Genomic DNA, 26,477 nt, shown 5'->3' on the forward strand with positions numbered 1-26,477 from the left:
AAACGGCAGATTTGAGCGGGTTTTGAGTGGCGCCGGTTATCAGCAGCGGCCATGAAGAACTAGTCTAACGATGTGGGCTTAAGTCAGGGCTATTTCTACGTTTAGCCAAAAACTCGAGTCAGCTATTACCAACGCTCAAGGGTGGTTTGAGACGGTGGTCTGAAGTCATTGGCTAAATCATTAAAGTAAAAAATGCAGTCTGACTCGCTGCATTCACCGCGTTTTTTACCCTGTCTAAAGTGGCTGATCTACCGGGTTGGCAGCTGCTTCATCGCGCAAGCAGCCAATATCACGCTGCGCCTGGCTTACCCATGCGAAGGCCCGGTCGTTCAGTTCGGCGATGGCGCGGGGGCCAGTGCCTTCTGCGTACATTGGCCCGCCAATGATTACCTGAATAGTGCCCGGCTTTTTAGCCCAACCCTCTTTGGGCCAGTACTTGCCAGCGTCGTGCGCGATTGGCAGAACCGGCAAGTTGGCATTCACCGCAAGCGATGCGCCGCCGCGTGAGAATTTGCCAATCTGTCCGGTTGGGATGCGCGTGCCTTCAGGGAATACCAGCACCCAGCAGCCGAGCTTTAGTCGTTCATGGCCCTGTTTTGCAAGCTGCTTGAGTGCGGCCTTAGGGTTACTGCGGTCAATTGCGATGGGCTTGAGCATGGCCATTGCCCAGCCGAAGAACGGCACATACAACAGCTCACGCTTGAGCACTTGGCTGAGTGGCTCAAACAAGGCCGAAAGAAAGAAGGTTTCCCAGGTGCTTTGGTGCTTGGAGAGAATCACGCAAGGCGTCTCCGGGATATTCTCGAGGCCTTTGACTTCGTATTTGATACCAACCATGGCGCCGGTTAGCCAAACTGCAAAACGGCACCAGTTCTGGTTCACGAAGCGGTAGCGTGCGCGAAATGACAGGAACGGCACGATGAAAAAACTCAGGGTGCACCAGAGAAATGAACTGGTCGCCAGCAGGATGTAGAAGAATAAAATGTTGATAGCCCGCAGTGTCGACATAAGTGCATTTACCGTCGCGGACAACCCGCGCTTTATTGATTAAGTAATTGTCTGGCAACTGCTGCCAGATCATCGAATATCAAGGTATTGGCTGGCAATCCTTTGGCCAGTGTGCGCTCGCCTTTGCCGGTTTTTACTAAAACTGGCTGACAATCGACGGTTGTGGCCGCTTGCAGGTCACCACTGCTGTCACCCACAAACCATACGCCCTTCAGTTCTACCGCATAATGCGCGGCGATGCTGTGGAGCATGCCTGGTTTCGGCTTGCGGCAAGCGCAACCTTCATCCGGCCCGTGTGGACAATACAGGATCAAGCCAATTTCACCGCCCTGCTCTGCAACCAGTTGGCGCATGCGCTGGTGCATGGCATCAAGTTCAGCTACGCCGTAGTAGCCGCGTCCGATGCCTGATTGATTGGTGGCAATCGCGATGGTCCAGCCAGCTTTGGATAAGTCGGCAATCGCGGTGATCGAACTGGGGATGGGAATCCATTCTTCAACGGATTTGATGTACGCGTCGGAGTCGTGATTGATCACGCCGTCGCGGTCGAGAATGAGTAGCTTCATGGTGCATCTCTCTAGTGTTTAAAGCTTAACCGCGCGGCGCTGCTGTCTAGGCAGGCATGCCGCGCGGTTAACCTGCGTCAGCTCAGGACCGAGATGTCCGCAACACCGAGGAACAAACCCCGTAGCTTAGCCAGCAAGGCGTAGCGGTTGGCGCGCACATTGGCGTCTTCAGCGTTGACCAGTACGGTCTCGAAGAAGCTGTCTACCGGTGTGCGCAGCGTCGCCAGCTTGGCCAGTGCTTCGTTGTACATGCGCGCTTGCGCCAACGGCTGTACTGCCTGCTCTGCCTGCTGAATTGCAGCGTTGAGGGCGAACTCGCTTGGGCTGTCGAAGTAATGCGCGGCAATGCTCTTGGCAATGTTGCCTTCAGCTTTGCTGAGCAAGTTCGAAACGCGCTTATTGGCCGCAGCCAGCGCTTCAGCTTCAGGCAGTTTGCGGAACGCTTGTACCGCTTGCACACGCTGATCAAAGTCGAGTGGCGAGACCGGGGTTACCGCGCGAACAGCCTGGTAAACCGCAACGTCAACACCTTGGTCCTCATAGCGCGCGCGCAGGCGGTCAAAGATGAACTCCTGCACTTGTGCGGTGAGGCCAGCCGTCTTGATTTTGTTACCGAACTGCTTGATCGCGAATTCAACGGCGTCTGTCACATCCAGCTCAAGCTCTTTCTCGATCAGGATACGCAGCACGCCCAGCGCAGCACGACGCAGTGCGTAGGGATCTTTGCTGCCGGTTGGCAGCATGCCGATACCAAAGATACCGACCAGCGTATCGAGCTTGTCAGCCAGCGCTACGGCTGCACCGGTCAGCGTGCTTGGCAGTTCAGCGCCAGCGCCGCGCGGCATGTATTGTTCGTTCAATGCCAGTGCAACGTCTTGCGCTTCACCGTCATGCTTGGCGTAGTAGTAGCCAGCGATGCCCTGCATTTCAGGGAACTCGCCGACCATTTCACTGGCCAGATCACATTTCGACAGCAAGCCAGCGCGGCCTGCACGCTTGGAGTCACCGCCAATCTTCTCGGCGATGTAAGCCGCCAGCGCCGACACACGCTGGGCTTTGTCGTAGACCGAGCCCAACTGCGCCTGGAACACCACGTTAGCCAGACGCTGGTTGAAGGTTTCGAGCTTCTGCTTTTTGTCTTGCTTGAAGAAGAACTCGGCATCAGTCAGGCGCGGACGTACAACCTTCTCGTTACCCGAGATGATTTGCGCAGGGTCTTTGCTTTCAACGTTAGCCACGGTGATAAAGCGTGGCAGCAACTTGCCTTCAGCATCGAGCAGGCAGAAGTACTTCTGATTGTCCTGCATGGTGGTGATCAGGGCTTCTTGCGGCACGTCGAGGAAGCGCTCCTCAAACGAGCACACCAGCGGCACAGGCCACTCAACCAGCGCACTGACTTCATCAAGCAGCGCTGGAGGCACGATCGCCGTGCCGTTTTGCTCGGCAGCCAGTTGCTCAACGCGCTTGCTGATTTGCTCACGGCGCTCAGCAAAGTCTGCAATTACATAGGCTTTGCGCAGGTCTTCGGCATAGTTAGCGGGTGCGCTGATGGCAACTTCAGTGTTGTGATGGAAGCGATGGCCACGGGATACCCGACCGGCAGTTTGCGCCAGAATCTCGCAATCAAGCACGGTGTCGCCAAACAGCATCACCAGCCATTGGCTTGGACGTACAAACTCGGTACGTCGTGCACCCCAGCGCATGCGCTTGGGAATTGGCAGGTCGTTGAGCGAGGTTTCGACAATCTCGGGCAAGAGTTGCGCAGCTTGTTTACCGGCAATGGTCTGGCTGAAACGCAGCTTTGGACCGCTGGCGTCGATCTCGGACAGGTCAACGCAGCACTTGTTGGCGAAGCCCAGCGCGGCTTGAGTCGGATTACCCTCGGCGTCGAACGCCGCTTTAACTGGCGGGCCGTCAAGGTTCATCACGCGATCAGGCTGCTCGGTGTCGAGCTGCTCAACCAGCACCGCCAAACGGCGTGGCGCGGCGTAGTAACGGGCTTTGGCGTAATTCAGGCCAGCCGCTTTCAGGCCTTTTTCAACTCCGGACAAAAATGACTCGCCTAAAGTTTTCAGGGCTTTTGGCGGCAACTCTTCAGTGCCAAGTTCTACCAGAAAGTCTTGTGCACTCATTCTGCAGCCTCCAGCTTAGCCAGTACTTCATCACGCAATTCAGGGGTGGCGAGCGGGAAGCCGAGCTTGGCCCGAGCTTGCAGGTAGCTTTGGGCAACGGCGCGAGCCAGTGTACGTACACGCAGAATGTATTGCTGGCGCGCAGTTACCGAGATCGCCCGGCGCGCATCCAGCAAGTTGAAGGTGTGCGAAGCCTTGAGCACCATTTCATAGGTCGGCAGCGGCAACTCAAGCTCGATCAAACGGTTGGCTTCGGACTCATAGAAGTCAAACAGCTCAAACAGTTTCTCAACGTTGGCGTGCTCGAAGTTGTAGGTCGATTGCTCGACTTCGTTCTGGTGGAAGACATCGCCATAGGTGACTTTGCCGAACGGGCCATCAGCCCACACCAGGTCATACACCGAGTCTACGCCCTGAATGTACATGGCCAGACGCTCAAGACCGTAGGTGATCTCGCCTGTGACCGGGTAGCACTCAATGCCACCGACTTGCTGGAAGTAGGTGAATTGGGTGACTTCCATGCCGTTGAGCCAGATTTCCCAGCCCAGACCCCAGGCGCCGAGTGTTGGCGATTCCCAGTTGTCTTCAACGAAACGAATATCGTGCACCAGCGGGTCGATACCGATGGCTTGCAGCGAACCCAGATACAACTCCTGGAAGTTTTCCGGGTTAGGTTTCAAGACCACCTGAAACTGGTAGTAATGCTGCAGACGGTTGGGGTTCTCACCATAACGGCCATCAGCCGGGCGACGGCTTGGCTGTACGTAGGCGGCGTTCCAGGTCTCAGGACCAATCGAACGCAAGAATGTAGCGGTGTGGAAAGTGCCAGCACCGACTTCCATATCGTATGGCTGCAACACAACGCAGCCCTGCTCAGCCCAGTATTTCTGCAGGGCGAGAATCAAATCTTGGAAGGTGCGCACGGCAGGCGTAGTCTGGCTCACGAAAAATTCACCTGTTTTGGCTGCGACAGAAAGAGCAGGAGTATACCGCAAACCACGTGGCCTAGACCTGCTAGGGATTGTCTTATGACTCGTTGTTTCTGGTGTTCTGAAGATCCGCTGTACATGGCTTACCACGATGAAGAATGGGGTGTGCCCCTTACTGACCCCGATAAGCTCTTCGAGTTGCTGATGCTTGAGGGTTTTCAGGCCGGTTTGTCGTGGATCACGGTGCTGAAAAAGCGTGAGCGTTACCGCGAGGTTCTGCATGGCTTTGATGTTAAGCGTCTGGCCAAACTGAGCGATGATGAAATCGAAGGATTAATGCAAGATCCTGGCATTGTGCGTAATCGCCTCAAGCTCAAGGCTGTTCGGCAAAATGCCTTGGCGTGGCTAAAGCTTGAGGACCCAGCCAAGTACTTGTGGTCGTTTGTTGATGGCAAGCCACTGATCAACCATTTCAGCGAGCGCGCCGAAGTCCCAGCCATCACGCCGCAAGCCGAGGCCATGAGCAAAGCCCTGAAAAAGGCCGGGTTTAACTTTGTCGGGCCAACCATTTGCTACGCCTTCATGCAGGCCAGCGGCATGGTGATGGACCACACCACAGACTGCTTTCGTTACCCACAGCTGGTTAAAGCGTGAGCCGCAAATAAGCGTGCGCGGGCGTAGAACGGTACAATAGGCTTTTTGATCTCGGGGGGAGTGGCCTGTGGAGAAGTTCAAAGGTGCGCTGGTCGTAGGTTTTTTGCGCCTGTTTGCCCTGCTGCCATGGCGCGCAGTGCAAGCAACGGGTGCTGCAATCGGCTGGTTGATGTACAAGCTGCCTAATGGCTCGCGTGAAGTCGCCAGCACCAATCTGAAGAAGTGCTTCCCGGAGCTTAACGAGGCTGAGCATCAGAAATTACTTGGCGAAACCTTGCGGGGCATCAGTCAAACCTTGACCGAAAGCGCCTGTGCATGGATCTGGCCAGCGCAAAAGTCGCTTGGTCTGATTCGTGAGGTTGAAGGTCTTGAGGTGCTTGAACAGGCCCTCGCCTCAGGGAAAGGCGTGGTGGGTATCACCAGCCATTTGGGCAATTGGGAGGTGCTCAATCACTTCTACTGCTCGCAGTGCAAACCGATCATCTTCTATCGTCCACCGAAGCTCAAAGCGGTGGACGACTTGCTACAGAAGCAACGCGTGCAGATGGGGAATCGGGTAGCTGCCTCGACCAAGGAAGGCATCCTCAGCGTCATCAAAGAAGTTCGCAAAGGCGGTTCAGTGGGGATTCCAGCAGACCCTGAACCGAGTCTTTCCAGCGGTGTATTCGTACCCTTTTTGGGCACCGTGGCACTGACCAGCAAGTTTGTGCCAAGCATGCTTACCGGCGGCAAAGCCGTTGGTGTTTTCCTGCATGCGCTGCGCCTTGAAGACGGCAGCGGCTATAAAGTCATTCTAGAAGCCGCGCCAGAAGCCATGTACAGCGACGATATCGCGGTTGGCGTTGCCGCCATGAGCGAAGTGATTGGTCGTTATGTACGGGCTTATCCAAGCCAGTATATGTGGACCATGAAGCGCTTCAAGAAGCGCCCAGAGGGTGAGGCTAAGTGGTACTGATGTAGTTACGCCTAAGGTCGGTCTTGGCGACTTTAGGCTATCAAGCCATTAATCAGAGGATCGCCAGAGTCATGTCGAACAACCGCCAGCATCCGCGTACCGCGATGAAGTGCATGATCAAAATCAGTCACCCAGGTTTTGGTGACGTTGTCGCGCAGACTCGAGACCTGTCTGATGGTGGCGTCTATGTGAAGCACGATGACTTGCACGTGCTTAAGCTGGGCGATGTAGTCACCGGTCAGGTACAGGGCATGCCGATTGAAGCGCCTGTTTTGCAGATGATGGTGACCCGGGTTGACGCCGAAGGCGTGGGGCTTTGCTTCGTCACCGAGTGACCAATTGTCCGTAAATCGCTTAAAACCTATCTTGTGAGTCAAGTATTCGCTAGAATGCCGCGCGCTGCCTAGGCGTAGCATTATCGAAATGGGTTCCCTCACCCCATAAAACTTAAAAAGGCTTACATGCAGACGACTCTGACTTCGATCCGCCGACCTGCGCTGGTGGCGCTGATCGCGTTTCACATCTTGATTATCATCGCCAGTAACTACTTGGTGCAGTTGCCGATAACCCTTTTCGGCTGGCACACCACGTGGGGCGCGTTTAGCTTCCCGTTTATCTTTCTCGCCACCGACCTGACCGTGCGCTTATTGGGCAAAGCCCCGGCGCGCAAAGTGATTGCGCGGGTGATGTTGCCTGCGCTGGTGGCCTCATACGTGGTGTCGGTGCTGTTTAAAGACGGCGCGTTCTCGGGCTTCGCTACGCTGCAAGAGTTCAACGTATTCGTTGGCCGTATCGCGCTGGCGAGTTTCTGCGCTTATGTGCTGGGTCAGTTGCTGGATATTCAGGTGTTTGACCGTATGCGCCGCCTGCGTCAGTGGTGGGTTGCCCCGACTGCCTCGACGGTTCTGGGTAACTTGCTCGACACCTTTGTGTTCTTCTCTATCGCCTTCTGGCAAAGCAGTGACCCGTTTATGGCTGAGCATTGGGTCGAGATTGCCAGCGTCGACTACGCGATCAAACTGGCCGTGAGCTTGGTGCTGTTCGTGCCGCTCTACGGAGTATTACTCGGGGCGATTGCCCGTCTACTCGAAGGGCGTACAGCGCCAGCGCGCTGAGCCAATCAATAAAAAGCCCGGCTTGAGTTAATCATCGCCGGGCTTTTTTATTGGCTAAATATGGGTCAAGACGGGCTGTTGAGCTTATCCAGCTTGCGCAAAAAAACGCTCATTTCCTTCTCCGCTTGCTTGTCTCCATGTGCTTGCGCAGCGGCTATGCCCTGCTCCCATGCTTTGCGTGCGGCGTCTGGCTGGTCGTTGTTGAGCAGTGCTTTGCCAAGCAACTTCCAGGCGGCGGAATACTTGGGATCAAGCTCAACACAGCGCTGCAAATGCTCAGCCGCCCGCGCGGCATTGTCGGCATCGAGATAACCCTTGCCGAGGCCGAAGCGCAGCAATGAGTTATCCACACCCTTGGCGAGCATTTTTTCCAGTGATTCAAGCATTAGGCTTCCCGTCTGGTTCCTTAGAAGAAGGTCAAGCCGACCTGAAACAAGCTCTCGGCATCGCGGATGTACTTCTTGTCGACGAGGAACAGAATCACGTGGTCGCCGCTCTGGATCATGGTGTTGTCGTGGGCGATCAGGACTTCTTCATCGCGAATAACCGCACCGATGGTGGTGCCGGGTGGCAGGTTGATGTTGCCGATCTCGCGCCCAACCACTTTGCTTGACTTGGCATCGCCGTGGGCAATCATCTCGATTGCCTCGGCAGCACCACGGCGCAGGGAATGCACGCTTTCGATATCGCCACGGCGTACGTGGGTGAGCAAGGTGCCGATGGTTGCCAGTTGCGGACTGATGGCGATATCAATATCCCCGCCTTGCACCAAATCGACGTAGGCCGGGTTGTTGATGATGGTCATCACCTTGCGCGCGCCCATGCGCTTGGCCAAGAGCGACGACATGATGTTGGCTTCGTCGTCGTTGGTCAGTGCGAGGAAGATATCTGCATCGTTGATGTTTTCTTCAACCAGCAAATCACGATCCGAGGCGCTGCCCTGCAGCACGATGGTGCTGTCCAAAGTCTCCGAGAGGTAGCGGCAACGCGCTGGGTTCATCTCGATGATCTTCACTTGGTAGCGGCTTTCGATGGCTTCTGCCAAGCGCTCACCAATATGGCCACCACCGGCAATGACGATCTTTTTGTAGCTGTCTTCAAGGCGGCGCATCTCGCTCATTACAGCGCGGATGTGTGCTTTGGCGGCGATGAAGAACACCTCATCATCGGCCTCGATCACGGTGTCGCCCTTGGGCATGATTGGCCGGTTGCGTCGGAAAATCGCGGCAACTCGGGTGTCGACGTTGGGCATGTGCTCGCGCAGTTGGCGCAACTGTTGGCCTACCAGCGGGCCGCCGTAATAGGCTTTGACCGCGACCAACTGGGCTTTGCCGCCAGCGAAGTCAATAACCTGCAGCGCACCCGGGTATTCGATCAGGCGCTTGATGTAGTTGGTGACAACTTGCTCGGGGCTGATCAGCACGTCGACTGGAATGGCTTCATTGTCGAACAGACCGCTGCGGGTCAGGTAGGCCGCCTCGCGCACACGAGCGATTTTGGTCGGGGTGTGGAACAAGGTGTAGGCGACCTGACAGGCGATCATGTTGATCTCGTCACTGTTGGTCACGGCGACCAGCATGTCAGCATCGTCGGCACCCGCTTGGCGCAAGACAGTTGGGAACGAGCCGCGACCTTGTACGGTGCGAATATCCAGACGATCACCGAGATCACGCAAGCGGTCGCCGTCGGTGTCGACCACTGTAATGTCATTGGCTTCGCTGGCCAGGTGTTCTGCCAGCGTGCCGCCTACTTGCCCGGCACCAAGAATGATGATTTTCATCCGATTCCTTCCTCAGCCGCGGGGTGTCGCGGCGATCTTGATCAGCTTGGCATAGTAAAAACCGTCATGCCCATCTTCTTGTGCAAGCAATTGACGGCCATGGGGCTGTGGCAGGCCAAAAGGCCCGGCAATATCGAGTTCGCGAGCGCCCGGCGTCCGCGCCAGGAAGGCTTCAATCACTTGCGTGTTTTCTGTCGGTAAGGTCGAGCACGTGGCGTAAAGCATGATGCCGCCAACGGCCAGTGTTGGCCAAAGCGCATCAAGCAACTCGCCCTGTAGCTCTGCCAGCGCTGGAATATCTTCCGGCTGGCGGGCGATTTTAATATCAGGGTGACGACGGATAACCCCGGTTGCAGAACAAGGTGCGTCGAGCAGGATGCGCTGAAATTGCTGGCCATCCCACCACTTATCCACAGCCCGACCGTCGGCGGCAATCAGTTCGGCATCTAACTTTAGGCGCGCCAGGTTTTCGCGTACCCGCACCAGTCGCTTGGGTTCTAGATCAAGCGCGACCACACCGGCCAGTTTGGGCTCAGCTTCGAGGATGTGGCAGGTTTTGCCGCCAGGTGCACAGCAGGCATCGAGAACCCGCTGGCCCGGTGCGAGCTCGAGCAGGTCAGCGGCCAGTTGTGCGGCTTCATCTTGCACGCTCACTCGGCCTTCAGCGAAACCGGGCAGTGTGGTGACGTCGCAAGCCTGGATCAGCCGAATGCCATCACGGCTGAACGTGCAGGCAGCGGCTTCTATACCGGCTGTTTGTAGTTCTTGCAGGTAGGAATCGCGGCTGCCATGGCGACGATTGACGCGCAATATCAACGGCGGATGGGCGTTGTTGGCTGCGCAGATGGCTTCCCAGTGTTCGGGCCAGAATGCTTTCAGCGATTTTTGCAGCCAGCGTGGGTGTGCAGTGCGCACCATTGGGTCGTTTTGCATCTCGGCCAGCAGCGGTTCGGCTTCACGCTGGGCGCGGCGCAATACGGCGTTGAGCAGGCCCTTGGCCCACGGCTTTTTCAGCTTGTCGGCGCAGCCTACGGTTTCACCCAAAGCGGCATGTGCCGGCACACGGGTATAGAGCAGCTGATACAGGCCGACCAGCAGCAGGGCTTCAACATCTTTGTCGGCTGCCTTGAACGGCTTTTGCAAAAGTTTCTCGGCCAGCGCTGACAGCCGTGGCTGCCAACGCGCGGCGCCAAAGGCCAGCTCTTGGGTGAGGCCGCGATCACGTGGCTCAACTTTATCCAGTTGCGGCGGCAGGCTGCTGCCCAATGAAGCTTTACCGGACAGCACTGCGCTAAGTGCTTTGGCGGCGGCGAGACGTGGGTTCATCAAACCAATACCACGCCGACGGTGAAGTGCTCACGACGGCTGTTGTAGAGGTCGGCGAAATTGAGTGCTTTGCCACCCGGCAACTGCAGGCGAGTGAGTAACAGTGCACCGCTGCCGCATGCGACGGTCAGGCCGTGTTTGCTCGCGTCGAGAATAACCCCCGGCGCGCCTTCACCGGCGCAACACTCGGCGCTGAGCACCTTTATTGGCGCCTCATTGAGCGTGCTGTGGCAGATCGGCGTCGGGTTAAATGCGCGAATCAGGCGTTGCAGCTCATCAGCCGGGCGCGTCCAGTCGATACGTGCCTGTTCTTTGTTGAGCTTGTGCGCGTAGGTTGCCAGGCTGTCATCCTGAATCTCGCCAACCAGCGAACCCGCGGCCAAACCCTTGACCGCTTCAATGACCGCATCGGGCCCGAGACGAGCTAAGCGATCATGCAGGCTGCCGCCGGTGTCTTCGGCGGTAATGGGTGTGCTGACCTTGAGCAGCATCGGGCCGGTATCGAGGCCAGCCTCCATCTGCATCACGGTGACGCCGGATTCAGCATCGCCCGCCTCAATCGCCCGCTGGATCGGAGCCGCGCCACGCCAGCGCGGCAGCAAGGAGGCGTGGCTGTTGATGCAACCCAGACGCGGGGTATCAAGCACTACTTGCGGCAAGATCAAGCCGTAGGCCACCACCACCATCAAGTCGGCGTTAAGTGCTGCCAGCTGTGCCTGGGCGTCGCTGTCGCGCAGTGTTTGTGGCTGATACACCGGTATTTCATGTTGTAGGGCGAGTTGCTTGACCGGGCTCGGCATCAGCTTTTGCCCGCGACCGGATGGCCGATCAGGCTGGGTGTACACCGCGATGATCTTGTGGTCAGTGCCAAGCAGGGCTTTGAGGTGCTCTGCAGCAAATTCCGGGGTGCCAGCAAAAATGATGCGTAAAGGGTCAGTCATGGGTTCTCGCTAAACTCAGGCGCGGGGGTTAACCGCCCTTACCTGCTGCAAATAAAAAGGCTTGCCGCAGCAAGCCTTTGAAAGTCATCGATCAAGCCTGCTGACGGTGCTGCTTTTCCAGCTTCTTTTTAATCCGGTCACGCTTGAGCGTAGACAGGTAATCGACAAACAGCTTGCCATTGAGGTGGTCGCACTCGTGCTGAATGCACACGGCGAGCAAACCTTCGGCAATTAGCTCATAGGGTTGGCCGTCGCGATCGAGCGCTTTGATCTTAACTTTCTGCGGACGGTCAACATTTTCGTAAAAACCGGGAACCGAGAGACAACCTTCCTGATATTGGTCCATTTCTTCGGTCAGTGACTCGAACTCCGGGTTGATAAAAACCCGTGGTTCGGAGCGATCTTCAGACAGGTCCATAACCACCAAACGCTTATGAACATTGACTTGCGTGGCAGCAAGACCGATGCCCGGCGCTTCATACATGGTTTCAAACATGTCGTCGATTAGCTGGCGCAAATCGTCATCGACTACGTCCACTGGCTTAGCAATGGTACGTAAACGTGGATCGGGAAATTCGAGGATGTTTAAAATCGCCATATGCGTTGTGTGATGCACTTGTGGAATAAAGTCAAAATCCGCTGCTAAGATGTTGCGCAGCATTGAAAAGCGGCTTAACGCCGCATTTCTATTGGGGTTACGTTGCAGCGCTAGGGCGCTCCACAGAAGACACATAATAAAGGGATTCACCGCATGAGGAAATCACTACTCGCTTTGCTGCTCCTTGCAGCTAGCGGTTTGGCCCAGGCAGATGTGCAACTTAAGGACGGCCATCCGGACCGTTACACAGTGGTCAAGGGCGATACTCTATGGGATATCTCCGGTAGATTCCTGCGTGAACCCTGGAAGTGGCCTGAGATTTGGCACGCTAACCCACAGGTTGAAAACCCGCACCTTATCTATCCTGGCGATACGCTGAGCCTGGTGTATGTCGACGGTCAGCCACGTTTGATGCTTAATCGCGGCGCTTCACGTGGCACCATCAAACTGTCGCCAAAAGTGCGCAGCACGCCGATGGCTGAAGCTATTCCAGCTATTCCGCTGGAAGCCATCAACAGTTTCTTGCTGTACAACCGCATTATTGATGACCCAAAAGACTTCGAACGCGCACCTTATATTGTTGCGGGTGACGCCGAGCGCGTTGTCAGTGGCGCGGGCGACCGTATATATGCACGTGGCAAGTTCAGCACGACTACACCGAACTACGGGATTTTCCGTAAGGGCAAGAGCTACTTCGATCCAGAAACCAAAGAGTTCCTCGGTATCAATGCCGATGACATCGGCGGCGGTGAGATTGTTGCTGAAGAAGGCGACATAGGCACCATGGAGTTGCGTCGCAGTACGCAGGAAGTGCGCAATGGCGACCGCTTGTTTGTGAACGAAGAGCGTGCGATCGACTCGACATTCATGCCGAGCGAGCCTGCTGGCGAAGTCAAAGGCTTGATTATCGATGTACCTCGCGGCGTCAATCAGATTGGTCAGTTTGATGTAGTGACCATCAACAAGGGTTCGCGTGAAGGTCTGGTTGTGGGCAACGTGTTGGCCGTCTACAAGACCGGTGAGACCGTACGGGATCGCGTGACCGGTGACTCAATCAAGATTCCAGACGAAAGAGCGGGTTTGATGATGGTGTTCCGCACCTATAACAAGCTCAGCTATGGTTTGATTCTGCATGCCAACCGCAACTTGGCTGTGCTCGACAAGGTGCGTAACCCGTAACTCTCGAAAGCCCAGCAACAGCTGGGCTTTTAAGTCATACGCCGGCGCATTCCAGCGGCGTATGACGCGACCGATCAAGGATGATCAGTATGTCGCAACATCTCAGCAAAACCGCTGCACCTTCCCCTGCCGAGACTGAAGCTCGGATCCGCTTGCATTGCTTGCCTGAACTCGGCCCCAAGCGTTTCAAAAAACTCCTCAGCGCCTTCGACTCGGCCTCTTCTGCGCTAAGTGCGCCCGCCTCTGCCTGGAGAACACTTGGGTTGCCCGCTGCTTGTAGCGATGCTCGGCGCAGCAGCGAGGTACGCGAGCAGGCCAATACGACCTTGCAATGGCTGGAGGACCCGGACAACCAGTTGTTGATGTGGGATTCAGACCGCTATCCGGCGCTGTTGGCTGAGCTTAGCGATGCACCACCGCTGTTGTTTATTCGCGGTGATGCCAGCTTGCTTGAGTTGCCACAACTGGCCATGGTTGGTAGCCGCCGCGCTTCAGCTCCCGGTTTAGATACCGCGCACAGCTTTGCCAAGAGCCTGGCGGCTGGCGGTTTTGTGATCACCAGTGGCTTGGCTTTGGGTATTGATGGCGCCGCGCATCAGGGCGCCTTGGATGCTCAGGGTAAAACGGTTGCGGTGCTCGGAACCGGTTTGCAGCACATGTACCCTGCCCGCCACCGCAGATTAGCAGCCGATATTGTTACCAACGGCGGCGCGCTGGTGTCTGAGCTACCGCTGAACAGCCCGGCGCATGCGAGTAATTTCCCCAGGCGAAATCGCATAATCAGTGGCTTATCCTTGGGTGTGCTGGTGGTCGAGGCCAGTCCGTCGAGCGGTTCGTTGATCACTGCGCGCCTGGCCGCCGAGCAAGGCCGTGAGGTGTATGCGATTCCGGGTTCAATTCATCATCCGGGTGCACGGGGCTGTCATCAGTTGATTCGCGATGGCGCCTCTTTGGTCGAGAGCATCGAGCATATTCTTGAAGCTCTACGCGGTTGGCAGCAAATCTCTTCAAGTGCTGAGTGCCCTGCTCCAGCCAGGCACCCGTTGCTTGATCTGTTATTCGCAGCGCCGCAAAGCACTGAAGTTTTGGTGCTTTCCAGCGGGTGGCCTTTATCTGATGTGCTGGCGGCGTTAACTGAGTTTGAGCTCGAAGGCCGTGTGAGTTGTGAGGCGGGCCGTTGGTATGCGCGCTAGTCAATTGTTCCGGGGCTTAGATACACTGCGTTGCATGGGTTCAATGGAGCACGATTGATGGTCAATAGCTGGCAAGTACAACAAGCCGCGCGGGTGGTGATGCAAGGGGGGGTAATTGCCTATCCGACTGAGGCAGTCTGGGGGCTGGGCTGCGATCCGTGGGATGAACTGGCAGTTGAGCGTTTGCTGGCGCTAAAAAATCGGCCGATGCACAAAGGCCTGATTTTGGTTGCGGACAATATTCACCAGTTTGACTTTCTTATCGAAGACTTGCCGGACATCTGGCAAGACCGCTTGGCCAGTATGTGGCCGGGACCTACTACGTGGCTGGTGCCGCATCAGGATCGTTTGCCTGAATGGATTACCGGCCAGCACAACAGCGTTGCCTTGCGCGTCAGTGATCATCCATTAGTGCGTGAGTTATGCGCCCTCACCGGCCCGCTGGTTTCGACCTCCGCCAATCCTGCGGGTCGTCCTGCGGCGCGCAGTCGTTTGCGTATCGAGCAGTACTTTCCACGCCAGCTCGACAAGGTCTTGAATGGTGTTTTGGGTGGACGCAAGAACCCGAGCCTGATTCGCGACTTGATCAGTGGCGACGTAGTGCGGCCCTCCTAAGCAGCGCTGCTTACGCTCACACCAGTCACTCACCTGTGTGAGCGACTGGTGTTTGGCACATTACGGCAACAGAATCGTCGAGCCTGTGGTCTGGCGTGCGCTGAGGGCAATTTGCGCCTGCGCGGCTTCAGCCAGAGGATACCGCTGACTGATCTCAACATGCAGCTTGCCACTGCTGATCATGCCGAATAGCTCGTCAGCCATTGCTTGCAGGCGTTCAGGGGTGTCGGCGTAGCTGGCCAGGGTTGGTCGAGTGACGTACAGCGCGCCTTTCTGCGCCAGAATCCCCAAGTTAACCCCGCTCACCGCACCAGAGGCATTGCCAAAGCTGACCAGCAAGCCGCGCGGGGCTACGCAATCCAGTGATGTTGACCAGGTGTCTTTGCCGACGCCGTCATAAACCACCGGGCATTTCTTGCCATCAGTCAGTTCAAGCACGCGCTCAGCGACATTTTCATGGCTGTAGTCAATGGTCGCCCAAGCGCCCTGCTGCATCGCCCGCTCGGCTTTTTCAGCGGTGCTGACCGTGCCAATAAGCTTGACGTCGAGCGCTTTGGCCCACTGGCAAGCGAATGAGCCAACGCCGCCGGCAGCGGCATGAAAGAGTACGGTTTCGCCGCCTTGCAATTCAAAGGTCTGACGCAGCAGGTATTGCACGGTGAGGCCTTTGAGCATGACGGCTGCAGCTTGTTCAAAGCTGATCGCGTCTGGCAGTTTCACCAGTTTGCTGGCTGGCAACACATGCAATTGACTGTATGCACCCAGTGGTCCGGTCGCGTATGCGACGCGGTCGCCGACTTGAAATTGGCTGACGCCCGCGCCGACAGCCTCAACAATCCCAGCACCTTCAGTGCCCAGGCCCGATGGCAGACCGGGTGGCTGATAAAGGCCGCTACGGAAGTAAGTGTCGATGAAGTTAAGACCAATGGCTTGGTTCTGCACACGAACTTCACCGGCGCCAGGCGCTGCTGGTTGGTGGTCAACGAACTCAAGTACTTCAGGGCCACCGTGGCTGCTAAATTGAATGCGCTTGGTCATTGCAGGCTCCGTAATCAGGGTCATTAGTGACCTAATGATGCACCTGACAAATTTTTTTGGCACCCATTGCCGGACATCTATCGTCGAATTGACTCGAGTCAACTGCGATCACCGGGGTGCAAATGGTATGCTGAGCGCCGATTTCGTCGCACAACTAAAGCCGTGCGGCTTAACCTGCTTCCCAAGGTGGCACCGTGAGTGATCGTACAGAGGCCGTAAAAGCCTATTTGCTAGACCTGCAAGACCGTATTTGCACAGCGTTGCAGGCCGAAGATGGCAGCAGCCAATTCATCGAAGACGCCTGGCAGCGTCCGGCGGGTGGCGGTGGACGCACGCGCGTGATCGAGAACGGTGGCCTGATTGAAAAAGGTGGGGTCAACTTCTCTCATGTGTTCGGCACCGGTTTGCCTCCCTCAGCCAGTGCTCACCGTCCTGAACTGGCTGGTCGCGGGTTTGAAGCAATGGGCGTGTCGTTGGTAATTCACCCAACCAACCCTCACGTGCCGACCTCACACGCAAACGTGCGGTTCTTTATCGCCGAGAAAGAAGGCGAAGAAGCGGTCTGGTGGTTTGGTGGCGGCTTTGATTTGACGCCTTATTACGCCAACGAAGAAGACTGTGTGCATTGGCATCGCGTTGCGCAAAAAGCCTGCGAGCCATTCGGCGCCGACGTCTACCCGCGCTACAAGGAGTGGTGTGATCGCTACTTCCACATTAAGCATCGCAACGAGCCCCGCGGCATTGGCGGCCTGTTTTTTGATGACTTGAACGAGTGGGACTTCGACACCAGCTTTGCCTTCTTGCGCGCCATTGGTGATGCCTACCTTGAGGCCTACTTGCCGATTGTGCAGCGCCGCAAAGCGACTGCCTACACCGAGCAGCAGCGCGAGTTCCAAGCGTTCCGCCGCGGGCGCTATGTGGAGTTCAACCTGGTTTATGACCGTGGCACCTTGTTCGGTTTGCAGTCGGGTGGGCGTACTGAGTCGATCCTGATGTCGTTGCCGCCGCACGTGCGTTGGGGCTACGACTGGAAAGCTGAGCCGGGCACCGAAGAGGCACGTCTCACCGACTATTACCTGACCGATCGAGACTGGCTGGCCAAACTTTGAACAGGGTTATCCAGGGGCGCGTAGCAGGTTTACTGGTTGCGTTAGCGCTGCTGGCGGGTTGTTCGACGGCGCCGCCGAAAGATCAAAACAACCTGTGCAATATCTACCGAGAATACCCGGACTGGTACGAAGACTCGCTGGATATGCAGGACGCCTACGGCACGCCGATGAATGTGGCGATGGCGATCATCAAGCAAGAAAGCAGCTTTGTTGAAGACGCCTTGCCGCCACGGGATTATTTGTTGTGGGTCATTCCGTGGGGACGGGTCAGTTCGGCGTACGGTTATGCACAGGCTCAGGACCCGGTTTGGGGCGAGTACAAAGACCAGACAGGCAACGGCGGTTCGCGTGATGATTTTGAAGATGCGATCATGTTTGTCGGTTGGTATACCCACGTCACGCAGCGCACCTTGGGCGTGTCCAAGTGGGATGCTTACAATCAGTACCTGGCTTATCACGAAGGTCGCGGAGGCTATAGTCGCGGCACCTATCGCAGTAAAGCCTGGCTGATGCAGGTTGCGCGCAAGGTCGAGCAGCAAGCAAAGAATTATGGCTGGCAACTGAAGCAATGCCGGAGCGAGTTGGAGAGCAACCGCAGTTGGTGGTAAAGCCACTGCGTGATTGCGGGACGTTAACAGCGGTAGAAGTAAGGATTCCAACATGGACCGTTACGGCGTATTTGGTAACCCAATCGGCCACAGCAAGTCGCCGTTGATCCACAAATTGTTTGCTGAGCAAACCAATCAACAACTGAGCTACGAAGCCCTGCTGGCACCGCTGGATGGCTTCAGTGATTTTGCCCAAGGGTTTTTCAGTGAAGGCAAGGGTGCCAACGTTACTGTGCCATTCAAAGAGCAGGCCTTTGCTCTGGCAGACACCTTGTCTGCGCGTGCACAGCGTGCTGGTGCGGTTAATACCTTAAAAAAACTGTTAGACGGCACGCTGGTAGGTGACAACACCGATGGTGCTGGGCTGGTGCGTGACCTACAGATCAATGCCAGTTTTTTTCTGCGCGGCAAACGCATTCTGGTGCTGGGTGCAGGTGGCGCTGTAAGAGGCATTATTGAGCCCTTTATGGCTGAGCAGCCGAGCAGTGTGGTGATCGCCAATCGTACCGTTGAGAAGGCCGAACAATTGGCCCAGCAGTTTGCCGATTTAGGTCCGGTAGTGGCCAGCGGCTTTGACTGGATTGACGCCCCGGTAGACCTGATAGTCAATGGCACTTCAGCAAGCCTGGCGGGTGATGTCCCGGCGATTGCGGGTAGCTTGATCAAGCCTGGGCACACTGTGTGCTACGACATGATGTACGGCAAGGAACCCACTGCATTTAATCGTTGGGCCGCTGAGCAAGGCGCTGCGCGGACCATTGATGGCCTTGGGATGTTGGTCGAGCAAGCCGCTGAAGCCTTCTTTATCTGGCGCGGTGTACGCCCGGCAACAGGGCCGGTGCTGGCTGAGCTGCGGCGCTTACTGGCTGAGTAAGCGTCCTGCTAATCCTCGAAAACAATAGGACACTGCTCCGCGCCTTCTAGCTTTTGGATTTCTTCGAGCACCTGTGGCCGGGCTCGGCGAATGATCAAGTTGCGCTTTTGTCCGCGCAGGCGTCGGGCTTCTTGGTGAAGCATCTCAACCCCGGCGTAATCAATGAAGTTGACGTGGTGCGCATCGATAATCACCCGCTCGCCACGGCTGCGTTGAATGATCTGTTGCAGGTAGTGGCAAGCGCCAAAGAAGATCGAGCCTTCGACGCGCAACAACTCTTCGTTGCCGTCCTGCCAGAACTTCACGCGCGGCTGTGAGGTGCGTTTCAGGTAGAAAAACAGCGAAGCCAGCACCCCGGCATAGATTGCCGTTTGCAACTCCATTAACAGCGTTGCGGACAGGGTTAACAGCATCACCAGGAACTCTGAGCGGCTGACCCGGTAGAGCGCCTTAACTCCGCCAATATCCAGCAAACCCCAGCAGATCAGCAGGATTCCCGCCGCCATACAGGGCAGCGGAATGTGCTCGATCAACTTCGCGCCAAACAAGGCAAACAGCGCCACCAGAATTGCTGAGAACACCCCTGCCAGCGGCGAGCGTGCACCGGCCTGCAGGTTCAGCGCCGAGCGGGTAAACGAGCCCGCCGACAGTGAGCCGGAGAACCATGGGCCGATGATGTTGGATAAGCCTTGTGCGCGCACCTCTTGGTTGGCATCAAGGAATTGTTGCGATTTACTCGCCAGCGAGCGGGCAATCGATAAGCTGGTGACCAGCCCGAGCATGCCGCAGGCGATGGCTGCCGGGAGCAATTGCAGGATGCTCTCGAGATCAAAATCGAGCAACACCAGGGGCGGCAGTTTGCCCTCGAATGGGCTGACCAATGTGACATGTCCGAGTTGTTGCGGCAGGGCGAGCACCGCGAGACTGCCCACCACAAGGCTGACCAGCAACGCCGGTCCGCGCGGCCAGAATTGCTTGCACAATACGCTGACCGCCAGGGTAAATGCCGCCAGCGCGACCGAGCGCCAGTCGATTTCGTCGAGATGCTGGCCGATATTGACCAATGAGATGAGTGCGGTTTTTTGGCTTGGAATGTCGATGCCGAGCAAGTTTGGCAGTTGTCCCAGCGCGATCACCACTGCCGCTCCAAGGGTGAAACCGAGCACCACGGAGTGTGAGACGAAGTTGACCAAGGCGCCAAAGCGCATCAGCCCGAGCAGCCACTGGAATAACCCGGCAATAAAACTGAGTAGCAGGATCAGCGCGACAAAGTCATCACTGCCAGGCTTGGCCAGAGGGCTGACGCTGGTGAACAAGACAATCGAGATGGCCGCTGTTGGCCCGCAGATCAGGTGCCAGGATGAGCCCCAGAGTGAGGCAATAATCACCGGCACAATCGCTGCGTAAAGGCCGTACTCGGGTGGCAGCCCGGCAATCAGTGCGTAAGCAATGGATTGCGGCAATGCCAGAATCGCTCCGGTCAAACCGACCAGTGCGTCGTTACCCAGGGTTTTCCGGGGGGTAGTCGGCAGCCAGCGCAGAAACGGCAGCAGGCTTTGCAGGCTAGGTCGTCGCATCAGCGAGCTTGAACGTCTAAGTTGCTGTGCATGGCAAACCTGACCTTAAACAACTTAATAGTTCGCATCAGTATGGCGTATTCCGCAGCGGCTATTCCAGGCAGTGTTGAGTCGCGAGGTTGGTTTTGGTTCTTGCGCTTGGGTTTGTTCGGCCAAGCTCGACGGACTTAAGTCGAAAGCGCTTAAGCCCGCCCGTTCAGCACACCATTATAGCTTGGCTTGAACTGCTTTGAGACCGTCGCCACCGTCGAGGGTTTTAACCCCATCGAGCCAGCCTTTGACAACTTCCGGATTGGCCGCCATCCAGGCTTTGACTGCTTCGCTGTTGCTCGCTTGCTTGCTCAGGACTTTGTCCATCACCGTGTTTTCCATTTCCTGGGTGAAACTGAGGTTGCTCAACAGTTTGCCAACATTCGGGCACTGCTCTGCGTAACCTTTACGAGCGAGGGTGTTAACACTGCCGGTTTCGCCAAAATAGGCTTCGCCGCCCTTGAGGTATTTCATGTCGTACTTAACGTTCATTGGGTGTGGCGTCCAGCCGAGGAATACCACGAATTGCTCGCGTTTTACCGCGCGCCCGACCTGAACCAGCATGGCTTGCTCGCTGGATTCAATCAGCTTCCAGTCTTTGAGGTCGAAGTCGTTGGTCTCAATCATTTTGCGGATCGACTCATTACCGGGTGAGCCGGAGGCAATACCGTAGACTTTATGGTCGAACTTATCCGCGAACTTGTTCAGGTCAGCGAAAGTTTTAACCCCAGCCTCATACGCGTAACTCGGTACAGCGAGGGTGTATTCAGTGCCGGTCAGGTTCTGTTTCAGGTTGTCGACTTTGCCGTTGGCGACAAACTTGTCGTAGTTGCTTTGCTGGGCCGGCATCCAGTTACCCATAAATACATCGACCTGACCTTTTTGCAGGCCAGCAAAGATGATTGGCACGGCCAGCGTCTGGGTTTTGGCTTGGTAGCCGAGGCTATCGAGAATGAAGCTGGTGACGCCATTGGTCACGGCAATATCACTCCAGCCCGGATCCCCCAGTTTCACCGTAGTGCAGCTTGCGTCTTCTGCTTGGGCACCGATACTGGCGGCCAGTAACAGGCTGCCTGCGAAAATAGGTGTGAGAGTTTTCATGCCTTCTCCTTTTTTATGTTTTTTCCTGTGCCAGCTTTTGCTGACGACAGGCAGTGATGGCAGTTCAATTTGATTTATCTTAGTAGACGGTTTCAAGCATCGACCTGAGGAAAGCGTGCGCGCCGTTCTAGGTCGTCAAGGTCGATATGGTTACGCATGTACTGCTGGCTGGCGTCGACCATCGGCTGGTGGTCCCAGCTCTTCAGTGTGCCTTGGCTAAGTGCGCCTGCAACCAGACGGCGGCGGCGTTGGCTGGCCAACGTGGCTTCGTGAATGGCGGCAATATCCCACTGTTCCTTAGCTTCTTGAACCAAGCTTGCGAGCACTGTTTGATGATCATCTGAGTTGGCAAGGTTCTCACGTTCTTGAGGATCATTGCTTATATCGAACAGCATCAGCGGGTCGACTTCCGAGAAGATCAACTTGTAGTCACCACGCCGAATCATCATCAGCGGGCTGTTGCTGCCCTCGGCCATGTATTCGCCGAGTACGTGATCGTGACCCGTGCCGGTTTCCAGGTGCGTGAGCAGTGAGCGGCCATCGAGCGCTAAGTCAGGGTTAACGTTACCGCCTGCCAGTTCAACGAAGGTGGGCAGTAAGTCCATGGTTGATACCGATTGGCTGACCCGCCGCGCTGCGAAGCGCTTGGGTGCATGCACCAGCATTGGCACGCGGGCAGACATTTCATACCACTGCATCTTGTACCAGAGGCCGCGCTCGCCGAGCATGTCGCCATGATCGCCCGAGAATACGATGATGGTGTCATCGTCCAAGCCGCATTCCTTTAGGGTTTTCAGCAGCTTGCCAATGTTGCTGTCGATATAGCTGCACGCGCCGTAATAGGCGCGGCGTGCATCCTTGATCTTGTCATCAGCCATTGGCTTGTCCCACAGGTCGATGACCTTCATCACCCGTTTGGCATGCGGGTCTTGCTGATCTTGCTCGATAAACTGTTTTGGCAGGTCGATATCGACGCCTTGGTACATATCCCAAAATTCGCGGGTGATGGTGTACGGATCGTGTGGGTGGGTCATCGACACGGTCAGGCAAAAAGGTTGGTCGCTGGCGCTGCGCACATGGTCGTACAAATACTGCTGCGCCTTGAACACGACCTCTTCATCGAAATCCAGTTGGTTGCTGCGCACACAAGGCCCAGCTTGCAGCACCGAGGACATGTTGTGGTACCAACTCAGGCGCTCTTCGGGGGCATCCCAATTGACTGACCAACCGTAATCCGCAGGGTAAATATCGCTGGTCAGACGCTCCTCAAAGCCATGCAACTGGTCCGGGCCACAGAAGTGCATCTTGCCCGACAAGGCGGTGCGATAACCGAGCAAACGCAAATAGTGTGCATAAGTTGGCACGTCGGCGGGCAAGTCCGCGGCGTTATCGTAGGCGCCGATTTTGCTCGGCAGTTGACCGCTGACCAAGGTGAAGCGCGAGGGTGCACACAATGGGCTGTTGCAATAGGCTGAGTCGAATACCACGGCTGATTCTGCCAGTCGCATCAGGTTTGGCATCTTAATTTGCGAGTTGGCATCGTGCAGCGGCAGGATCGGTGCGGCCATCTGGTCGGCCATGATGAAGAGGATGTTGGGTCGTGTCATGGCCAGTCTGTATCCCATATAAAAAATTTATGCGAAAGTGCGGTATCTATAATCAAGCCAACAAAAACTGGGGTAAACCCGCATCAAACACATAGCTTGGATAACTTCAGCTTATGTATGATCGCTTCAACGACCTGTCACTCGATGTGCTGCGAGTCTTTGAATCTGCTGCGCGACAGTTGAGCTTTACTGCGGCGGCCTCTGAGTTGGGCACCAGTCAGCCAGCCATAAGCCAACAGATAAAACGCCTTGAGCAACGGTTGCATACCCGGCTCTTTGACCGGGTTTATCGCGGTATTGTCCTCACCGAGGCCGGTGAGCATTTATTGCATTATGTTCAGGACGGCCTGAGTACGCTCGATGCTGGACTGCAAGCGGTTACCTCGCAGCAACAACATGAGGTGCTTCAGGTTGCGACTGATTTTGCCTTTGCCGCGTATTGGTTGATGCCTCGCCTTAAACGTTTCAACCAGTTGTATCCGGAGGTCGATGTCAGCCTGCTCACCGGCGAGCGTGATCTGGGTGCCCTGTCAGCTGAAATTGATGTGGCGATAGCGTTTGGCGATGGTCGAGTCAAGAACGGTCAGTCGCGGTTGTTGTTTGCCGAAGAGGTGTATCCGGTGTGCAGTGCGCAACTGCTCAAAGGTTATGCTCAACCGTTAACGCCAGCGATGCTGGCACAGCTGCCGTTGTTGCATTTGCGCCCTGAAAGCCGCGCCAGTTGGTTGGACTGGCAAGGGTTGTTTACCGCGCTGGGGATTTCTGAGGCGCCGAGCCCCGGCAGTTTACGTTTCGATAACTACACTTTGTTGATCCAGGCGGCGATTGCCGGGCAGGGCGTGGCGATTGGCTGGCGCTACCTAATCGATGAGTTGCTGGAGCAAGGTTTGTTGTGCCGAGCCTGTGAGGGCGGAGCCTGCACCGAGCTGGGTTACTATCTGGTACTGCCCGAACGTAAACGCCGACAACGTATTACCCAGCTGTTTGTTGATTGGCTGCAAGATGAGCTGGCCGGCACCCGCGCAGGCATCGCCTAGTCTGTTTGCAGACGAAAGGTAGGAACGTCATCGACCCAGGGGGTTCAAAGAACCCTGAATGAATTCCGTATAATTATCGTGCTTGAATATGCTGTTCAGGCTCATCCAACTTTGCTCAGTGAACTTCCCTTGAAAATTCGTCATTCGATAGTCAGTCTGTTGCTGGTTTGCAGCAGCGTTTTAGTTACATCGAACGTGCTGGCCGCCAGCAAAAAGCCTGTGCATCAAGAACTGGCGGCGGGTAGTGCGCTGTTGGTCGACTTGAATACCAACAAGGTGCTCTATTCGAGCAATCCAAACGTGGTTTTGCCCATCGCCTCGGTGACCAAGCTGATGACCGCCGTCGTCACCCTGGACGCCAAGTTGCCGATGGAGCAGATGCTCGACATCAACATTGCCGACACCCAGGAAATGCGCGGGGTTTTCTCCCGTGTGCGGATTGGCAGCGAGCTGAGTCGCCGGGACATGCTGTTGCTGGCGCTGATGTCATCAGAAAACCGTGCGGCGGCGAGTCTTGCCCATCACTATCCGGGCGGCCAGACTGCATTTATCGCGGCGATGAACGCCAAGGCCCGCGCGCTGGGCATGCGCAATACCCATTACGTCGAGCCAACAGGCCTGTCGCCGCTCAACGTTTCGACTGCAACCGATCTGGTATTGCTGCTCAAGGCCACGCGTAGTTATCCACTGCTCAGTAAGCTAAGCACCGCTGACGATAAAACCGTGGCCTTCCGTAAACCCAACTACAGCTTGGGCTTTCGCAACACCAACGGTTTGGTGCGCAAGGCGAACTGGAATATTCAATTGACTAAAACCGGGTATACCGATGAAGCGGGCCATTGCCTGGTTATGCGCACGGAGATGAACAAGCGCCCGGTGGCTTTTGTCGTGCTGGATGCGTTCGGCAAGTACACCCACATGGCCGACGCCAATCGCTTGAAAAAGTGGATGGAAACTGGCGCTATTACCCCGGTGCCACCCGCTGCTATCGCGTATCGCCAGCAAAAGCAGGCGCAGCGTCAGATGCAAGCGCAGCGCTGATGGTCGTCGTTGTTGCTGGCTAAAAGCCGCAGCATGCCCTGTCAACCTGGCAGGGTTGTGCTTCCCCTGTCAGGCGACCTCGCCCAAGATCCCAACCAGACTTCTTCATCCACCCATTCGTGGGTGCTATGCAGCGCAACAACTGCCCCCCTCGCTTAAATTACCGACTTAAGAGCAATAACCCATGCAGGGTTAATGTGTATATATGTCGGGTGCTTATTTGTGGGCGAGATACGTTGTTATGCAAATTAAATTAAATGTTTTATGACTTAAATCAATAGTGTGTTGATTACGCGAACCGTACTTTCAAAGTGCTATATAGTTTTCGAGTAGTCAGAAGACTGTTAGTGCTTCTTGTAGTTCTGCCTGACAGTAGATTCGTTTAAAAGGGAGTGTTTACAATGAATCTGCCGACCCGCTTAACCTTAGTATGTGGCATTGCAAGTTTGCTTCCAGGCGCCCTTATGGCGCAATCCGTAACCGCCGATAAGAACGCCTCAGTGATCCAATCGGTTAATAATCAATTACCGGGTGGTGGATCAGAACATAGCGACGCAACTAAATTGCAGAGCCATTCCAAAGACACTGCAGGGCCGGACGCTGCAGAATTGGAAAAGCTCGCCAAGGCAACAGCCAACCCGTTAGGCGCCGCCTGGATGTTATGGTTTCAGAATGACTATACCCATTTTGATGGCGACAACGACGCATTGCCCAGTAATGGGCGCTGGTCTAACTCGACAAAATTTCAGCCGGTTATGTCCTTTCCATATGATGTGGGTGACGACGAGTGGAACTTGATCGTACGTCCAGTGCTGCAATACCAATCATCGCCCTTCGATGATAGCTTTGGAGACGCTTTGCAAGGGCGTGCCGGAGATATTCCAACGGATAAGCTGCTAAGCCATAACTATCCCTATAACGGGCGTACAACTGGCTTTGGCGATACGGGCTTGCTGACCCTGACAGGGCCTGCCCGCGACGATGGTTTGGTGTGGGGCGCAGGTATTACCCAGTTATTCCCGACTGCTGAAGAGGATGTTCTGGGGCAAGGTAAATATCAGGCGGGGCCGGCGGTGTTACTTGCCACGCTGGCGCCAGATCCGGGGGGCTGGAACGTTGGTGTATTGGCCCAGCATTGGTGGTCCTACGCCGGTGATGAGGATCGAGATGATACCAGCCAGTCGGATATTCAATATTTTTTAAACTACCGGCTCAGTGCTACAGAGTTGGTGGGTATGACGCCGAACGTCAGAGTTGATTGGAAAGCGGACAGCGGTGAAAAAGTTAACTTCCCAATAGGCCTAGGTTATTCCAATGTAATTAAAATTAATAAGCTACCTGTGCGTTTTGCTGTTGAGATGCAGTACAGCGTGGTTAAGGGTGACGAGTACGATGCGGACTGGAACTTGAGGTTTATGTTTATTCCAGTTATTGCCAATCCATTCAAAAGTTATTGATAAGTAA

At 55.8% G+C, this 26,477-nt stretch carries 26 protein-coding genes; 13 read left to right on the forward strand and 13 right to left on the reverse strand.

Annotated elements, in window-relative coordinates:
- Positions 1–234 precede the first annotated feature (234 nt).
- The 4 genes from B9K09_RS00090 to glyQ form a co-directional block, all read right to left on the reverse strand.
- Positions 235–1,008 carry a 1-acyl-sn-glycerol-3-phosphate acyltransferase gene (locus B9K09_RS00090; protein WP_087514866.1) on the reverse strand — a complete coding sequence of 258 codons (774 nt, stop codon included), beginning with the start codon at positions 1,006–1,008 and terminating at the stop codon, positions 235–237.
- Positions 1,009–1,040: 32 nt separating this feature from the next.
- Positions 1,041–1,574 carry a D-glycero-beta-D-manno-heptose 1,7-bisphosphate 7-phosphatase gene (gmhB, locus tag B9K09_RS00095; protein ID WP_087514867.1) on the reverse strand — a complete coding sequence of 178 codons (534 nt, stop codon included), beginning with the start codon at positions 1,572–1,574 and terminating at the stop codon, positions 1,041–1,043.
- A gap of 77 nt (positions 1,575–1,651) precedes the next feature.
- Positions 1,652–3,706, reverse strand: coding sequence for a glycine--tRNA ligase subunit beta (glyS, locus tag B9K09_RS00100; RefSeq protein WP_087514868.1), 2,055 nt, complete (start codon positions 3,704–3,706; stop codon positions 1,652–1,654).
- Entirely contained in the window at positions 3,703–4,650 is a 948-nt protein-coding gene (gene glyQ / locus B9K09_RS00105; RefSeq protein WP_087514869.1) for a glycine--tRNA ligase subunit alpha, read from the reverse strand. Before glyQ ends, glyS begins: the two co-directional genes overlap by 4 nt.
- An 84-nt stretch (positions 4,651–4,734) precedes the next feature.
- Here glyQ and B9K09_RS00110 point away from each other — a divergent pair, with 84 nt between their 5' ends.
- The 4 genes from B9K09_RS00110 (at position 4,735) to B9K09_RS00125 (ending at position 7,359) form a co-directional block, all read left to right on the forward strand.
- Positions 4,735–5,289, forward strand: coding sequence for a DNA-3-methyladenine glycosylase I (locus B9K09_RS00110; RefSeq protein WP_087514870.1), 555 nt, complete (start codon positions 4,735–4,737; stop codon positions 5,287–5,289).
- Positions 5,290–5,356: 67 nt separating this feature from the next.
- The gene (locus B9K09_RS00115) at positions 5,357–6,244 is read left to right on the forward strand and encodes a lysophospholipid acyltransferase (RefSeq protein WP_087514871.1); all 888 of its coding nucleotides are present in this window, start codon (positions 5,357–5,359) and stop codon (positions 6,242–6,244) included.
- Positions 6,245–6,315: 71 nt separating this feature from the next.
- Positions 6,316–6,579 (forward strand): PilZ domain-containing protein, encoded by a 264-nt coding sequence (locus tag B9K09_RS00120; protein WP_087514872.1) that lies wholly within the window; start codon positions 6,316–6,318, stop codon positions 6,577–6,579.
- Between the two features lie 126 nt (positions 6,580–6,705).
- Positions 6,706–7,359, forward strand: a complete 654-nt coding sequence (locus B9K09_RS00125; RefSeq protein ID WP_087514873.1) for a 7-cyano-7-deazaguanine/7-aminomethyl-7-deazaguanine transporter — start codon at positions 6,706–6,708, stop codon at positions 7,357–7,359.
- A gap of 65 nt (positions 7,360–7,424) precedes the next feature.
- On the opposite strand, the gene B9K09_RS00130 is transcribed toward B9K09_RS00125, so the two are convergent.
- The 5 genes from B9K09_RS00130 to def form a co-directional block, all read right to left on the reverse strand.
- Positions 7,425–7,745: a tetratricopeptide repeat protein gene (locus B9K09_RS00130; RefSeq protein WP_087514874.1), complete on the reverse strand. Its 321-nt coding sequence runs from the start codon at positions 7,743–7,745 to the stop codon at positions 7,425–7,427.
- 20 nt (positions 7,746–7,765) lie between these two features.
- Entirely contained in the window at positions 7,766–9,139 is a 1,374-nt protein-coding gene (gene trkA / locus B9K09_RS00135) for a Trk system potassium transporter TrkA (RefSeq protein WP_087514875.1), read from the reverse strand.
- 12 nt (positions 9,140–9,151) lie between these two features.
- The gene (gene rsmB, locus B9K09_RS00140) at positions 9,152–10,465 is read right to left on the reverse strand and encodes a 16S rRNA (cytosine(967)-C(5))-methyltransferase RsmB (protein WP_087514876.1); all 1,314 of its coding nucleotides are present in this window, start codon (positions 10,463–10,465) and stop codon (positions 9,152–9,154) included.
- Complete coding sequence (gene fmt / locus B9K09_RS00145; protein WP_087514877.1) at positions 10,465–11,406, reverse strand: methionyl-tRNA formyltransferase; 942 nt, start codon at positions 11,404–11,406, stop codon at positions 10,465–10,467. The genes rsmB and fmt overlap by 1 nt, the downstream gene beginning before the upstream one ends.
- Before the next feature lie 91 nt (positions 11,407–11,497).
- Positions 11,498–12,004: a peptide deformylase gene (gene def / locus B9K09_RS00150; RefSeq protein ID WP_087518910.1), complete on the reverse strand. Its 507-nt coding sequence runs from the start codon at positions 12,002–12,004 to the stop codon at positions 11,498–11,500.
- 153 nt (positions 12,005–12,157) lie between these two features.
- Between def and B9K09_RS00155 the strand changes: the two genes are divergently transcribed.
- From B9K09_RS00155 to B9K09_RS00165, 3 genes are all read left to right on the forward strand, one after another.
- Positions 12,158–13,183, forward strand: coding sequence for a LysM peptidoglycan-binding domain-containing protein (locus B9K09_RS00155; RefSeq protein WP_087514878.1), 1,026 nt, complete (start codon positions 12,158–12,160; stop codon positions 13,181–13,183).
- An 89-nt stretch (positions 13,184–13,272) separates the two neighbouring features.
- Positions 13,273–14,376: a DNA-processing protein DprA gene (dprA, locus tag B9K09_RS00160; RefSeq protein ID WP_087514879.1), complete on the forward strand. Its 1,104-nt coding sequence runs from the start codon at positions 13,273–13,275 to the stop codon at positions 14,374–14,376.
- Positions 14,377–14,433: 57 nt separating this feature from the next.
- The gene (locus B9K09_RS00165) at positions 14,434–14,991 is read left to right on the forward strand and encodes an L-threonylcarbamoyladenylate synthase (RefSeq protein ID WP_087514880.1); all 558 of its coding nucleotides are present in this window, start codon (positions 14,434–14,436) and stop codon (positions 14,989–14,991) included.
- 60 nt (positions 14,992–15,051) lie between these two features.
- On the opposite strand, the gene B9K09_RS00170 is transcribed toward B9K09_RS00165, so the two are convergent.
- Positions 15,052–16,029: an NADPH:quinone reductase gene (locus tag B9K09_RS00170; protein WP_087514881.1), complete on the reverse strand. Its 978-nt coding sequence runs from the start codon at positions 16,027–16,029 to the stop codon at positions 15,052–15,054.
- A 194-nt stretch (positions 16,030–16,223) separates the two neighbouring features.
- Here B9K09_RS00170 and hemF point away from each other — a divergent pair, with 194 nt between their 5' ends.
- The 3 genes from hemF to aroE are packed head-to-tail and all read left to right on the forward strand — an operon-like array spanning position 16,224 to position 18,620.
- Positions 16,224–17,138 (forward strand): oxygen-dependent coproporphyrinogen oxidase, encoded by a 915-nt coding sequence (hemF, locus tag B9K09_RS00175; protein ID WP_087514882.1) that lies wholly within the window; start codon positions 16,224–16,226, stop codon positions 17,136–17,138.
- Complete coding sequence (locus B9K09_RS00180) at positions 17,135–17,746, forward strand: hypothetical protein (RefSeq protein ID WP_087514883.1); 612 nt, start codon at positions 17,135–17,137, stop codon at positions 17,744–17,746. The genes hemF and B9K09_RS00180 overlap by 4 nt, the downstream gene beginning before the upstream one ends.
- Positions 17,747–17,798: 52 nt before the next feature.
- Positions 17,799–18,620 (forward strand): shikimate dehydrogenase, encoded by an 822-nt coding sequence (gene aroE / locus B9K09_RS00185; protein ID WP_087514884.1) that lies wholly within the window; start codon positions 17,799–17,801, stop codon positions 18,618–18,620.
- A gap of 8 nt (positions 18,621–18,628) precedes the next feature.
- Here the strand turns inward: aroE and B9K09_RS00190 are convergent, their stop codons facing one another.
- The 3 genes from B9K09_RS00190 to betC all read right to left on the reverse strand — a co-directional run bounded on the left by B9K09_RS00190 (position 18,629) and on the right by betC (position 22,935).
- Entirely contained in the window at positions 18,629–20,197 is a 1,569-nt protein-coding gene (locus tag B9K09_RS00190; protein WP_087514885.1) for a SulP family inorganic anion transporter, read from the reverse strand.
- A gap of 207 nt (positions 20,198–20,404) precedes the next feature.
- A complete protein-coding gene (gene choX, locus B9K09_RS00195) occupies positions 20,405–21,328 on the reverse strand; it encodes a choline ABC transporter substrate-binding protein (RefSeq protein WP_177408615.1) in 924 nt (307 codons plus the stop codon).
- Between the two features lie 92 nt (positions 21,329–21,420).
- A complete protein-coding gene (betC, locus tag B9K09_RS00200; protein WP_087514886.1) occupies positions 21,421–22,935 on the reverse strand; it encodes a choline-sulfatase in 1,515 nt (504 codons plus the stop codon).
- Positions 22,936–23,048: 113 nt separating this feature from the next.
- On the opposite strand from betC, the gene B9K09_RS00205 reads away from it, so the two are divergent.
- The 3 genes from B9K09_RS00205 to B9K09_RS00215 all read left to right on the forward strand — a co-directional run bounded on the left by B9K09_RS00205 (position 23,049) and on the right by B9K09_RS00215 (position 26,470).
- A complete protein-coding gene (locus B9K09_RS00205) occupies positions 23,049–23,972 on the forward strand; it encodes a LysR family transcriptional regulator (protein ID WP_087514887.1) in 924 nt (307 codons plus the stop codon).
- A gap of 129 nt (positions 23,973–24,101) precedes the next feature.
- Positions 24,102–25,013 (forward strand): D-alanyl-D-alanine endopeptidase, encoded by a 912-nt coding sequence (gene pbpG / locus B9K09_RS00210; protein ID WP_087518912.1) that lies wholly within the window; start codon positions 24,102–24,104, stop codon positions 25,011–25,013.
- Positions 25,014–25,414: 401 nt separating this feature from the next.
- A complete protein-coding gene (locus B9K09_RS00215) occupies positions 25,415–26,470 on the forward strand; it encodes a hypothetical protein (RefSeq protein ID WP_087514888.1) in 1,056 nt (351 codons plus the stop codon).
- Positions 26,471–26,477: the final 7 nt, after the last annotated feature.

The sequence above is a fragment of the Pseudomonas sp. M30-35 genome, assembly GCF_002163625.1.
Lineage (GTDB): Bacteria > Pseudomonadota > Gammaproteobacteria > Pseudomonadales > Pseudomonadaceae > Aquipseudomonas.

Coding starts and splice junctions, on each gene's coding strand:
- B9K09_RS00090 (WP_087514866.1), bottom strand. CDS start 1,008: ATGTCGACACTGCGGGCTATCAACATTTTATTCTTCTACATCCTGCTG.
- gmhB (WP_087514867.1), bottom strand. CDS start 1,574: ATGAAGCTACTCATTCTCGACCGCGACGGCGTGATCAATCACGACTCC.
- glyS (WP_087514868.1), bottom strand. CDS start 3,706: ATGAGTGCACAAGACTTTCTGGTAGAACTTGGCACTGAAGAGTTGCCG.
- B9K09_RS00110 (WP_087514870.1), top strand. CDS start 4,735: ATGACTCGTTGTTTCTGGTGTTCTGAAGATCCGCTGTACATGGCTTAC.
- B9K09_RS00120 (WP_087514872.1), top strand. CDS start 6,316: ATGTCGAACAACCGCCAGCATCCGCGTACCGCGATGAAGTGCATGATC.
- B9K09_RS00125 (WP_087514873.1), top strand. CDS start 6,706: ATGCAGACGACTCTGACTTCGATCCGCCGACCTGCGCTGGTGGCGCTG.
- B9K09_RS00130 (WP_087514874.1), bottom strand. CDS start 7,745: ATGCTTGAATCACTGGAAAAAATGCTCGCCAAGGGTGTGGATAACTCA.
- trkA (WP_087514875.1), bottom strand. CDS start 9,139: ATGAAAATCATCATTCTTGGTGCCGGGCAAGTAGGCGGCACGCTGGCA.
- rsmB (WP_087514876.1), bottom strand. CDS start 10,465: ATGAACCCACGTCTCGCCGCCGCCAAAGCACTTAGCGCAGTGCTGTCC.
- fmt (WP_087514877.1), bottom strand. CDS start 11,406: ATGACTGACCCTTTACGCATCATTTTTGCTGGCACCCCGGAATTTGCT.
- def (WP_087518910.1), bottom strand. CDS start 12,004: ATGGCGATTTTAAACATCCTCGAATTTCCCGATCCACGTTTACGTACC.
- B9K09_RS00155 (WP_087514878.1), top strand. CDS start 12,158: ATGAGGAAATCACTACTCGCTTTGCTGCTCCTTGCAGCTAGCGGTTTG.
- dprA (WP_087514879.1), top strand. CDS start 13,273: ATGTCGCAACATCTCAGCAAAACCGCTGCACCTTCCCCTGCCGAGACT.
- B9K09_RS00165 (WP_087514880.1), top strand. CDS start 14,434: ATGGTCAATAGCTGGCAAGTACAACAAGCCGCGCGGGTGGTGATGCAA.
- B9K09_RS00170 (WP_087514881.1), bottom strand. CDS start 16,029: ATGACCAAGCGCATTCAATTTAGCAGCCACGGTGGCCCTGAAGTACTT.
- aroE (WP_087514884.1), top strand. CDS start 17,799: ATGGACCGTTACGGCGTATTTGGTAACCCAATCGGCCACAGCAAGTCG.
- B9K09_RS00190 (WP_087514885.1), bottom strand. CDS start 20,197: ATGCGACGACCTAGCCTGCAAAGCCTGCTGCCGTTTCTGCGCTGGCTG.
- choX (WP_177408615.1), bottom strand. CDS start 21,328: ATGAAAACTCTCACACCTATTTTCGCAGGCAGCCTGTTACTGGCCGCC.
- betC (WP_087514886.1), bottom strand. CDS start 22,935: ATGACACGACCCAACATCCTCTTCATCATGGCCGACCAGATGGCCGCA.
- B9K09_RS00205 (WP_087514887.1), top strand. CDS start 23,049: ATGTATGATCGCTTCAACGACCTGTCACTCGATGTGCTGCGAGTCTTT.
- B9K09_RS00215 (WP_087514888.1), top strand. CDS start 25,415: ATGAATCTGCCGACCCGCTTAACCTTAGTATGTGGCATTGCAAGTTTG.